This window comes from Rhodococcus sp. BP22 (genome assembly GCF_014281965.1).
Taxonomy (GTDB): Bacteria; Actinomycetota; Actinomycetes; order Mycobacteriales; family Mycobacteriaceae; genus Rhodococcoides.
Window position 1 is genome coordinate 85119 of sequence record NZ_JACFTB010000003.1, and the last position, 11610, is coordinate 96728.

The window sequence follows — 11610 nt, forward strand, 5'->3', positions numbered from 1 at the left end:
TCGCTAGTAAGAGATAGGCTACGTACATCCTCGATGTCCGCGCGGTTGTCATGGTCGGCTCAGATCGCCATGGCTGCGCGGACATCGGCCTCGGACTCGCTACCGCCCGCACCGGTGGACGTGATTCGCCCGGCCTCGAGAATGTAGTAGTTCTGGGCAGATTCGAGCGCGAACCCGATGTGTTGTTCCACCAGCAACACTCCGAGTCCGCCGCGGCGGGTGAGATCGAGAATCGTTCGTTCGATCTCGGCGACGACGGATGGCTGAATGCCCTCGGTCGGCTCGTCGAGAATGAGCATCTTCGGCTCGGTGATGAGTGCACGGGCTATCGCCAACTGCTGACGTTGACCACCGGACAGAAGACCCGCACGCCTGGTGAGCAGTTCCTTCAACGCGGGGAACAGGTCGAGGGCCTCACCGATCAAAGCCTTACCCCGCTTGCGTCCGTCGGCGACGACCTGCAGGTTCTCGGCCGTGGTCAACTGGCCGAATGATTGCTGGCCCTGCGGAACGTAAGCAAGACCGCGCGCGACGCGAGCGCTGGGTCGTAGCGAGCTGACGTCCTCACCATCGAAGAGGACCTTGCCCGAGTTGACCGCGAGCAGGCCGACGGCGGCACGGAGCAGAGTCGTCTTGCCGGCACCGTTGTGGCCCATGACCGCGGCGACGCCGTCGGCGGGGACGGTGAGTGAGACTCCATGGACGACCTCGCTGCGGCCGTAGCCGGTGCGCACGTCGATGAGTTCAAGCATGCTTGTCTCCTAGTGTGGCTTCGGCGCTGTCCTGTGCAATCTGATCGAGTTCGCCGCCCGCGGCAGCGGTGCCGAGGTAGACCTCTTGAACCTTGGGGTCGGCCTGTACCTCGGCGACGGTGCCTTCGGACAGGATTCGCCCAGCGGCAAGAACTGTCACCGACGTCGCGAATGCTCGCATGAAGTCCATGTCGTGCTCGACGACGACGACGGTCCGTTCGCCGCCGATCCGACGAAGCAATTCGCCGGTCTGCTCGCGTTCGTCATGGCTCATCCCAGCAACCGGTTCGTCCAGAAGCAGTACATCGGCGTTCTGCACCAACAGCATTCCGATCTCGAGCCACTGCTTCTGACCATGGGCAAGGATGCCCGCCGGCTTGTTCCTCTCTTCGGTCAGACCGATGGTCTCGAGCGCCTCCTCGATCTCGGGCGAGATCGCACTGCGGCGGCGCAACATGGTCATGATCGAACGTCCCGCCCCGGCTGCGATGTCGAGGTTCTGCAGGACGGTGAGCTGTTCGAAGATGCTGGCAGTCTGGAACGTTCGTCCGACGCCGAGTCTGGCGATCTGGTGCACCTTCTTGCCGAGCAGTTCGACGCCGGACTTGGTGATCGACCCGGTTGCGGGTACCAGTCCGGTGATGGCGTCGATCAGGGTGGTCTTGCCGGCACCGTTGGGTCCGATGAGGAACCGCAGATCGCCCTGCATGAGCGTCAGGTCGACGTCGGTGTTGGCCTTGAATCCGTCGAAGCTCACGGTAAGCCCGCGTACTTCGAGGTACTGGCTCGACATACCGGCGTTGCCACCGAAAGTCGGCTGATGGTTGTCGAGGTGAATCATGTGACGAGTTCCTTCTCTTCGACATCGACGACGGCACCGGGTTCGTCTGCAGCTTTCTTGCGACGTCGGAGAGCGAACAGACCTGCGACGCCTGCGGGGAAGAACCCGACCACGACGATGAACAGCAGTCCTTGGGCGTAGGTCCAACCCGAAGGAAATTGTTCGGACAGAGTTGTCTGCGCCCAGGCCACACCGAGTGCGCCGAGGACCGGTCCCAGCAGCGTGCTACGTCCGCCGATCGCCACGCCGATGAGGAACGCGATAGAAGGAACGATGCCGACGTCGTTGGGGGAGACGATGCCGACGATCGGGACGAAGAGTGCCCCGGCGAGGCCGGCGAAGAATGCAGCAGTCACGTAGGCGACGATCTTCACATTGGCGGGGTCGTACCCCAGGAAGCGCACTCGTTCTTCCTGATCGCGGACGGCGACGAGCAGTTCTCCATAGCGGGAATACATGAGCTGTCGGGTGATGGCGACGACCGCCAGCAGTACACCGGCCGCGATGAAGAACAGCATCTGCTTGTTGGCCGGATCCTTGAGATCGAACCCGAAGAACGTCCGGAATCTGTTGAGCCCGTTGGATCCGCCCGTGGTCTGCTGACCCACCAACAGAATTGCGAATGCAGCAGCGAGAGCCTGGCTCAGGATCGCGAAGTACGCGCCCTTGACACGTCGTTTGAAGACACCGAGGCCGAGAACGAGCGCGACGAGAGCCGGGATGAACAGAATTCCGAGAATCGTCACCAACGGCGAAGTGAACGGAACCCAATACGACGGCAGTTCGCGAATCCCGGCGATGGACATGAAATCCGGCACCGCGTCGCCGCGGAGTTCGGCGTCGGAGATCTTCAGATGCATGGCCATGATGTAAGCGCCGAGCCCGAAGAACACCCCCTGGCCGAGGGTGAGCATTCCGCCACGGCCCCAGGCCAATCCGATACCGACCGCAACGATGGCGTAGCAGATGAACTTGCCGAGAAGGTTGAGCCGGAACTCGCTGAGCACGGCCGGTGCGACCGCGAACAGGAGGACGGCGGCGAGGGCGAATCCCATCCACGCGCCGCGCTTCTGGACGAAGGTGCTCATACCAAACTCCTTGTCTTGACCGCGAACAGACCCTGTGGGCGGGCTTGAAGGAAGAACACGATCAGCACGAACACGATGACCTTGGCGATCGAGGCAGTCGTGTTGTACTCGATGAACGAATTGAGGATGCCGAGCGCGAACGCCGCGATCACCGCTCCCTTGATCTGGCCGAGTCCGCCGACGACGACCACCAGGAAAGCATCGATCAGGTAGCTCTGCCCGACGGTGGAGCTGGTCGAACCGATGAGCGTCAACGCGACACCGGCGACACCGGCGAGTCCGGACCCGATGAAGAACGTCGAAATGTCGGTTCGACGGCTCGAGATGCCCGATGTCTCGGCCAGGTCCCGGTTCTGCACGACCGCGCGGATGCGTCGACCCATCGGTGTCTTCGCGAGGGCGAAAGACAAAGCGAGGACGCAGATCACGGCAAGAACCAGAATGAAGATGCGAGTCTTGGGAACGACAGCGCCGAGGATGTCGATGCCACCGGACAACCAGCCTGGTGAGACTACGTTGACGGCGGGGGCGCCGAAGATATCGCGCGCACATTGCTGCAGGATGAGCCCGACACCGAATGTCACCAGCAGCGTGTCGAGCGGGCGGTGATACATGCGGCGGATCAGAGTCACCTCGAGCAGGACGCCCATGGCGCCGCCGACGAAGAACCCGACGATCAGCGAGATGAACAGCGATGCGCCGCCGGTGGAGACGAGCTGCTGTACGACGTACGCGGTGTACGAACCGGCCATGATGAACTCACCATGAGCCATGTTGATGACACCCATCTGGCCGAATGTCAGCGAGAGACCCAATGCGGCGAGTAGAAGAATCGAACCGATACTCAAGCCGGTGAAAAGCTGCCCGACTACGACATCCATGAGCGCTCCTTTAACAGTGCGGCTTCGAACAGACGAGTGGACATGCTTTCGCGATCTGCATGTCCACTCATCTGCGCGAAGTGCCTGGGAATTAGTTGAGGTCGGAAGCCCACTCGTAGGTCTCGAGGAACGGATCGGGTGCGATCGGTGCCGGGGATTCCCACACGGTGTAAATCAGGCCGTCGGGACGAACTTCACCGATACGTGCAGTCTTCGAGATGTGGTGGTTCGCGCCGTCGATGACGACCTCACCTTCGGGGGCGGCGAAGCTGACACCGTCCGCTGCGGCCTGAATGTCACCGACTGCGAAGGAGTTTGCCTTCTCCACGGTGTTCTTCCACAGGTACACCGAGGTGTAGGCGGCTTCCATCGGGTCGGAGGTGGGCTTGTCGGCGCCGTATTTCGCTTTGTAGTCGGCGACGAATTTCTTGTTCTCCGGGGTGTCGACAGTCTGGTAGTAGTTCCACGCCGTCAACTGGCCTTCGATGTTCTGCGCGCCGATTCCGGCAACTTCCTCCTCGGCGATGGATACCGAGAGGACCGGCATGTCAGCAGCTTTGAGGCCCGCGTTGGTGTACTCGCGGAAGAAGGCGACATTGGAATCGCCGTTGAGGGTGTTGAACACGGCGTCGGCGTCGGCGGAGCGGACCTTGTTCACGATCGTGGAGAAGTCCGTCGAACCGAGTGGGGTGTAGTCCTCACCCTTGATCTCGATGCCGTTTGCCGCCGCGTAGGCCTTGATCTCACGGTTGGCGGTCTGCGGGAATACATAGTCGCTACCGACCAGGTACAGCGACTTGACACCCTTTTCCTTCAGGTAGTCGAGTGCGGGGATGATCTGCTGATTCGTGGTTGCACCGGTGTAGAAGATGTTGTCCGAGGACTCGAGGCCCTCGTACTGGACGGGGTAGTAGAGCAGTGCGTCGTTGTCCTCGAATACCGGCAACATCGCCTTACGGCTCGATGACGTCCAACCGCCGAAAACAGCTGCGACACAGTCACTACTGATCAGCTTTTCGGCCTTCTCCGCGAAAACCGTGGGCTCGGACGCACCGTCCTCGGCGACGACCTCGATCTGCTTGCCGTTGACTCCGCCTGCTGCGTTGATCTCTTCGATGGCCAAGGCGATCGAATCACGCACCGTCACTTCACTGATCGCCATGGTTCCGGAGAGCGAGTTGAGTGAGCCGACCTTGATGGTGTCGCCGGATGTGTCCATGCAGGATTCGGCTGCTGCGGCGCCGTCCGCTGAGGCGGTATCACCGGCTTTGCTACCGCACGCGGTGAGCGCCAAACCGACCACGGCCAGAGCGACCGGAACGACCAGTGCACGTGTGGCCATTTTGCTCGAGGAAACTGCAGGCATCTTCGACGCCCTTTCGCTTGTATACGGAGTTGTATTCGCGATTGCAGACAGTAAAGGGGAAGTATTGCGCGGATATGTTTCCCGGTGACGGCACTATTTCGTCGATTACGCCGCTGTTAACTTCTCGGCCCCGTGGCTGATCGGTCCGAGCGGAGGAGGTTCGGCGATGTCGAAAATTCACGCAAGAGAATCTTGCTTGCAGCAGGAAAATGACAAGCAGGGTTGACATCCAATGACAAGTCCGCTTGACTTTCGTTATGGCCGACGCACTCAGGACCAACACGGTGCGCGAACACCGAAAAGCGGCCCGGCTCACTCAGGCGGAGCTGGGTAAGGCATGCGGAGTCAGTAGACAGAGCATCGTCTCCGTCGAAGGAGGCGACTATGCCCCGAGTGTCTATCTGGCTCTCGAACTGGCCGCAGCATTGAACACCACTGTAGAAACACTTTTTGCGACCGAGGAGCGATGACCATGAGCACATCCATCACGGCAGGTCCGTTCATCAAAGCAATGCGGTTCGTCGGTGACCTGGACGATGAATTCTATGACGACGAACGCCAGCGCGATGTGTGGAACGAGGCCTCTGCCATCGGCTTTCAGCTCTTTGCGTGGGCATCGCTGATCAGCGCCGCGATACTGCCGTGGGTAGTCGGTCGAACCGGAGCCTGGATCGGTCTGGGCATCCTCGTCGTCTCGACACTGATCAACTTCGCGACCGCCGGTTACTCGGCGGCCCGCGGAGTCAACCTTTACACGGCATCGAAACTGGTTCGGGTTCGCGCGATCGTGGTGGGAGTGATCAGCGCAGTCGGGTTCGTCAGCGTCCTGGCCACCTTGCAGCCGAGCGTGTACTCACAGGCCAGTTCATGGGCGGGCGGAGTCTTCGGCGCGATAGTCGGCGGCGGCGCTGTGGGAACAGCGATCTGGTATATGCGCAAACGCAATGCCCGCTTCGAAAACGAAGAAATCGAGGACAATTGACCGGGGGCGGTAATGGGCATGGATGCCGAGCACACAGGTAGCGTGCTGACCCATGAGCGCCGGTGAAGGACTGAAACAGATCGCCGACGGGGTGTGGGCGTTCCTGCGACCACCGGGGAGCTGGGGTCAGACGAATACTGGGCTGATCGTCGACCAAGGCGCAGCCTCGATGGTGGTCGACACTGTGTGGGACACCGGATGGGCGAAGCGTGTGGCATCGGCGACGGAACTGTTGGTGACCGATGCACCGATCACCGAGGTGCTCAACACACATTCGGACGGCGACCACTGGTGGGGAAACGACACGGTACCCGCCGCTGCTCGAATAACCACCAGCGTCGCGTCCTTCGAAGCAATGAAGGAGGAGTTGCCGCCCGCAGCCGTGTCGGCGTTCGCGACGCTCGGCAGGTTGGTCGGTCCGATCCCCGGCCCTATCGGCGATGTCGGAACCTACATGAACACAGTTCGTGGAGGGGCGAGGTTCCCACGAAAGCTGCCGAGGCTGCCGGATCACACGTTCGAAGTGACCGAGCGGATCGACGTCGGGGCACGTCAGGTCCAGTTGCGATATCTCGGTCCGGCACACACAGCGGGGGACCTGATCGCCCACGTTCCGGACGCAGGTGTGGTGTTCGCAGGCGATCTGCTGTTCATCGGTTCGACCCCGATCCTCTGGCACGGCCCACTCTCGAATTGGATGGATGCGCTCGACCATCTGATCGCGTTCGATGCGGCGGTCTACGTTCCGGGCCACGGTCCGATCTGCGGCCTCGACGAGGTGCGCAAGCTCCGCGCTTATTGGACGTGGGTGGACGCGGCCGGACGCCAACATTTCGATGCTGGAGTCGAATCGGTGCATGCCGCCCGCAACATGATGGCATCCCCGGAATTCGTGCCATTCTCGAAGTGGGGCTCGCCGGAAAGGCTGGTCCTGAGCATGTCCACGCTGTACCGCCTGTGGGAGGGCAAACCGGCGGCGCCGCCGACACTGGTCCGCCGGGTCGCGGCCTTTGCTGCGGCGGGCGCGATGCTGCGCAAGGAGAAGTGAGCAACGGGGATGCGCCGAATCGGTGACATCACCGAACGCGATACGGCGAGACCGAGCTCCGATGCTCATCGATATCGAGGTCTTTACCGAGCGGGGGGAACGCACGTTGCGGGCAGTTCGACCGCTCGCACACTCGGCAACCCGCACCGATCGGGGTGGCCACAGCCGAACCATGTAGATCGAGCCCATCGGCGTAGACCAACCGAGTTGCATGCCGGAGCTCGCACCCCAAGCCGATGGCGAACGTCTTGGTCGGCTGACCGTAACGCGCGGCCCGTCGCTCCACCGTGCGGGCAATCCACAGGTAGCTACGCCCGTCCGGCATCTCGGCGATCTGCGTCATGATCTTGCCCGGGTAGGCGAAGGTTTCGTACACATTCCACAGTGGGCACGTACCGCCGCTGGAAGAAAAGTGAAAGCCGGTCGCCGACTGTCTCTTGGACATGTTTCCGGCACGGTCGACACGGACGAAAGAGAATGGAACTCCACGAAGCTTGGGCCGTTGAAGCGTCGAAAGGCGGTGGCAGACAGTCTCGTAGCTGACCGAGAAGAAGGCAGACAATCGCTCGATGTCGTAGCGAAATTCCTCTGCCACATCATGGAACTGGCGATACGGAAGAACGGTGGCAGCAGCGAAATAGTTGGCGAAGCCCAAGATCGCGAGCTTCTTCGATTGTTCGCTCGTGAAACCGCCCTCCTCCACCATTTTGTCCAAGAGATCGGCGCATTCGAGGTAAGCCAACTCTGCTGCGTACTTGAAAACCTTCTGCCCGCCCGAGAGGTGCGTGGAAATTTCCAGGACCCGGGTACGCGGATCGAATCGGTGCAGAACATTCTCACCGAGGTCGATTCGATTGACGATCTGCACCTCGTGGACCGTTTCGAGTCGGCGGGCGATCTCACCGCCGACGTCGGCGCGATGGAATCGGATACGAGAGGTCAACTCCTCTGCAGCGGTATCCAATTCGTGTAAATAGTTCTGCCGCTGGTAGAAGTAGTCGCGTACTTCCTCGTGCGGTTTGCTGATGGAGCCGCTGCCACTGCCGTCGCTGAATCGCTCGTCGGTAGCGGCCGCGAGCTGAGCCGTCGTATTGCGGTACCGGCGGTGCATGTTCACCATTGCCCGAGCCAACTGCGGATGAGAAGAGACCATCTGTGCGATCTCGTGAGCGTCGGCAGCGATGCCCATGTCCTGATCCAGGGCGACCTCTCGAAGCTCGGCGACGAGTCTGGTGTCGTCCTCCGAGGAGAAGAACGAGGTATCGACACCGAAAACCTCGGAAATACGAAGCAGCACGGGCACCGTCAGTGGGCGGACGTCGTGTTCGATCTGGTTGAGATAGCTCGCCGAGATCTCGAGCTGACCAGCCAGTGCAACCTGGCTCATCTTGCGCTCGGACCGAAGCTGCCGCAGCCGCACGCCGACGAACGTTTTGGACATGCGCCCAGGCTACGCCTGTGAAGAGAGCCCTTAACAACGTTCGCCTCGGTCGCTCGGGGTCACGATTCGGTGATGTAACGACCCCGAAGTCGCATGTCGGCGTATACCGGAAAGGGAGTTGATTCCAGCCTTCGAACCGAAGATTCAGCCGCGAACAAGAGGGAGTCTGAAGATGTCGGACCACACGAACGAAGTTGTACGCGACACCATCGTCCTGATCACCGGAGTGGTCCTCGTGACGTCGACCATTTGGCTTCCCGTCGACGGAGACACCGGGGTGTCCGGCGCCATCCTCATCCTCGGCATGCTGTCGGCAGGCACGGCTCTCTGGGCGATCTCCAGTGCGTCGAGATCGAGCCACTGGGCGCACGTGGTCCTCGGGGTGACGCTGGCGCTCTCGCCGCTGATTCTCGCGTTCCCCGCTGATCTGTTGGTGACCGATATGTTCGCCATCGTCGGCGGCGTCCTCATTGCGTCCCTTGGTGTACTCGGCGTGGTCTCCAGTACGCGTCGAGCCCCGGAAGCGAGTCGGTTGGTTGCGTCTTCCATCTCGCGGCAGGCGGATCGGGATCACGTGTGGAGTTGATTCGGGGCCGGCACACCAGTGAGCGAACTGTGATTACGCTCACACTCCTAACAAATCGACTTCGTCACTGTTTCGATTCAGACGCCTCCAATCAAACAGTACGAACGTCCGGTAAGGCGCCTGGCGATAGTTTCTTAAATTGCGTTCGTAGCCTGCGGTTTCGGCCTACTGGCCGGTAACCAACCTGTCCGTTCGGTGAGGGTTCGTGTTGGCTGGAACTTCGCAAACTTAGCAACGGGTGTTGAAAAGCTAGCCAAGATTGGCACTAGCAACAGGTGGACGGGCATTTTTGGGTGTGCCATTGTTTTGGAGTACACCCGAAGGGCCTGGCAACGATGTGAAGAATTCCTTTCGACGCAGGCCGAGAAGATGAGAAGAGACTGGAGCTCCGATGTCGACCACCGGCACCCCGAAGACCACCGCCGAGATCCAGCAGGATTGGGACACCAACCCTCGCTGGAAGGGCGTGACGCGTAATTTCACCGCAGAACAGGTTTCCAAGCTGCAGGGCACCGTGGTAGAGGAAGCAACACTTGCCCGCCGCGGCTCCGAGATCCTGTGGGACCTCGTCACCAACGAGGACTACATCAACTCGCTCGGTGCACTCACCGGCAACCAGGCCGTGCAGCAGGTTCGCGCCGGCCTGAAAGCCATCTACCTCTCCGGCTGGCAGGTTGCCGGCGACGCCAACCTCTCGGGCCACACGTACCCGGACCAGAGCCTCTACCCGGCCAACTCGGTGCCGACCGTCGTTCGCCGCATCAACAACGCACTGCTGCGCGCCGACGAGATCGCCAAGGTCGAGGGTGACACCTCGGTCAGCAACTGGCTCGCACCAGTGGTCGCCGACGCCGAAGCAGGATTCGGTGGCGCGCTGAACGCTTACGAGCTGCAGAAGGCCATGATCGCTGCCGGTGCCGCAGGTGTGCACTGGGAGGATCAGCTCGCTTCGGAGAAGAAGTGCGGCCACCTCGGTGGCAAGGTGCTCATCCCGACCCAGCAGCACATCCGCACCCTGACCTCGGCTCGCCTCGCGTCCGACGTCGCCGATGTCCCCTCGGTCATCATCGCCCGCACCGACGCCGAGGCTGCAACCCTCATCACGTCCGATGTGGACGAGCGCGACGTGGAGTTCCTCGACGGAACCCGCACCGCAGAAGGCTTCTACGGCGTCAAGAACGGCATCGAGCCGTGCATCGCTCGTGCGAAGGCTTACGCACCGTACGCCGACCTCATCTGGATGGAGACCGGCGTTCCGGACCTCGAAGTTGCCAAGCGCTTCTCCGAGTCGGTTCGCAGCGAATTCCCGGACCAGATGCTCGCCTACAACTGCTCGCCTTCGTTCAACTGGAAGGCGCACCTGGACGACGCGACCATCGCCAAGTTCCAGAAGGAGCTCGGCGCGATGGGCTTCAAGTTCCAGTTCATCACCCTCGCCGGATTCCACTCGCTCAACTACGGCATGTTCGACCTGGCGCACGGTTACGCCCGCGAAGGCATGACGGCGTTCGTCGACCTGCAGGAGCGCGAGTTCAAGGCTGCCGAAGAGCGCGGCTTCACCGCCGTCAAGCACCAGCGTGAGGTCGGCGCCGGCTACTTCGACACCATCGCCACCACGGTCGACCCGAACACCTCGACCGCAGCGCTGAAGGGCTCCACCGAAGAGGGCCAGTTCCACTGATCGCCACGTCCGACTCGAACGACCAGTGAGGCCAAGGAGCTGACGTGACCAGCGAGAAAATTCAGCGAGTCGGCGTTATCGGCATCGGGCAGATGGGCGCCGGAATTGCCGAGGTGTGCGCACGCGCACACGTCGATGTGCTGGTCTACGAACAGACACGTGAGCTGACGGCTGCAGGACGCGCACGCATCCTGCGGTCGTTGGACCGCGGTGTCAGCAGCGGCAAGATCACCGAGCGTGAACGTGAGCAGGCAGCCTGGCGGTTGCGGTTCACCTCCGACCTCAGTGACTTTGCCGACCGTCAGCTCGTTGTCGAGGCCGTTCTCGAGGACGAGAAGATCAAGGCCGACATTTTTGCCGAGCTCGATTCGGTGGTGACGGACCCGAATGCAGTACTCGCGTCCAACACGTCGTCGATCCCCATCATGAAGCTGGGAATTGCGACCAAGTCACCGGATCGTGTCGTCGGTATGCATTTCTTCAACCCGGTGCCCGTGCTCCCGCTCGTCGAGCTCGTCACCACTCTCAAGACAAGTCAGGCTGTCGCCGAGCGTGCGGAGAAATTCGCCAGTGAAGTACTCGGCAAGCAGGTCGTCCGGTCTGCAGACCGTTCTGGTTTCGTCGTCAACGCTCTGCTGGTGCCGTACCTGCTCTCGGCCATTCGCATGGTCGAGTCCGGGTTCGCCACCAAGGAAGACGTGGACAAAGCGACAGTGCTCGGCCTCGCACATCCTATGGGGCCCTTGGCATTGGCCGACCTCGTCGGACTCGACACCGTCAAGTCGATTGCCGACTCGATGTACGAAGAGTTCAAGGAACCGTTGTTCTCCGCCCCGCCGCTTCTGCTACGTATGGTCGAGGCAGGGCTGGTCGGCAAGAAGACCGGATCAGGTTTCTACCAGTACGAGAACGGTCGCGTCGCAAAATAGGTAGGCGCTTCGCGC

The 11610-nt window shown here is 61.4% G+C and carries 12 protein-coding genes; 6 read left to right on the top strand and 6 right to left on the bottom strand.

What is annotated here, in order from left to right:
* Positions 1 to 59 precede the first annotated feature (59 nt).
* From urtE to urtA, 5 genes are all read right to left on the bottom strand, one after another.
* Positions 60 to 752, bottom strand: coding sequence for an urea ABC transporter ATP-binding subunit UrtE (urtE, locus tag H2510_RS07690; RefSeq protein WP_186627745.1), 693 nt, complete (start codon positions 750 to 752; stop codon positions 60 to 62).
* A complete protein-coding gene (gene urtD / locus H2510_RS07695) occupies positions 745 to 1593 on the bottom strand; it encodes an urea ABC transporter ATP-binding protein UrtD (RefSeq protein WP_186627746.1) in 849 nt (282 codons plus the stop codon). The genes urtE and urtD overlap by 8 nt, the downstream gene beginning before the upstream one ends.
* Complete coding sequence (gene urtC / locus H2510_RS07700) at positions 1590 to 2681, bottom strand: urea ABC transporter permease subunit UrtC (RefSeq protein ID WP_186627747.1); 1092 nt, start codon at positions 2679 to 2681, stop codon at positions 1590 to 1592. Before urtC ends, urtD begins: the two co-directional genes overlap by 4 nt.
* The gene (urtB, locus tag H2510_RS07705) at positions 2678 to 3562 is read right to left on the bottom strand and encodes an urea ABC transporter permease subunit UrtB (protein ID WP_186627748.1); all 885 of its coding nucleotides are present in this window, start codon (positions 3560 to 3562) and stop codon (positions 2678 to 2680) included. Before urtB ends, urtC begins: the two co-directional genes overlap by 4 nt.
* Before the next feature lie 91 nt (positions 3563 to 3653).
* Positions 3654 to 4928: an urea ABC transporter substrate-binding protein gene (gene urtA, locus H2510_RS07710; protein ID WP_186627749.1), complete on the bottom strand. Its 1275-nt coding sequence runs from the start codon at positions 4926 to 4928 to the stop codon at positions 3654 to 3656.
* Positions 4929 to 5185: 257 nt separating this feature from the next.
* Here urtA and H2510_RS07715 point away from each other — a divergent pair, with 257 nt between their 5' ends.
* The 3 genes from H2510_RS07715 to H2510_RS07725 are packed head-to-tail and all read left to right on the top strand — an operon-like array spanning position 5186 to position 6958.
* Complete coding sequence (locus tag H2510_RS07715) at positions 5186 to 5398, top strand: helix-turn-helix transcriptional regulator (protein WP_088942876.1); 213 nt, start codon at positions 5186 to 5188, stop codon at positions 5396 to 5398.
* Between the two features lie 2 nt (positions 5399 to 5400).
* Positions 5401 to 5910: a DUF2029 domain-containing protein gene (locus H2510_RS07720; RefSeq protein WP_186627750.1), complete on the top strand. Its 510-nt coding sequence runs from the start codon at positions 5401 to 5403 to the stop codon at positions 5908 to 5910.
* 52 nt (positions 5911 to 5962) lie between these two features.
* The gene (locus tag H2510_RS07725) at positions 5963 to 6958 is read left to right on the top strand and encodes an MBL fold metallo-hydrolase (RefSeq protein WP_186627751.1); all 996 of its coding nucleotides are present in this window, start codon (positions 5963 to 5965) and stop codon (positions 6956 to 6958) included.
* A gap of 28 nt (positions 6959 to 6986) precedes the next feature.
* Here H2510_RS07725 and ramB read toward each other — a convergent pair whose 3' ends face one another.
* The gene (gene ramB, locus H2510_RS07730) at positions 6987 to 8399 is read right to left on the bottom strand and encodes an acetate metabolism transcriptional regulator RamB (protein ID WP_186627752.1); all 1413 of its coding nucleotides are present in this window, start codon (positions 8397 to 8399) and stop codon (positions 6987 to 6989) included.
* A gap of 172 nt (positions 8400 to 8571) precedes the next feature.
* Here ramB and H2510_RS07735 point away from each other — a divergent pair, with 172 nt between their 5' ends.
* The 3 genes from H2510_RS07735 (at position 8572) to H2510_RS07745 (ending at position 11595) form a co-directional block, all read left to right on the top strand.
* Positions 8572 to 8985, top strand: a complete 414-nt coding sequence (locus tag H2510_RS07735; protein WP_186627753.1) for a hypothetical protein — start codon at positions 8572 to 8574, stop codon at positions 8983 to 8985.
* 391 nt (positions 8986 to 9376) lie between these two features.
* A complete protein-coding gene (gene aceA / locus H2510_RS07740) occupies positions 9377 to 10666 on the top strand; it encodes an isocitrate lyase (RefSeq protein ID WP_084346246.1) in 1290 nt (429 codons plus the stop codon).
* Positions 10667 to 10710: 44 nt separating this feature from the next.
* Entirely contained in the window at positions 10711 to 11595 is an 885-nt protein-coding gene (locus H2510_RS07745) for a 3-hydroxybutyryl-CoA dehydrogenase (RefSeq protein ID WP_186627754.1), read from the top strand.
* The last annotated feature ends 15 nt before the right edge of the window (positions 11596 to 11610 follow it).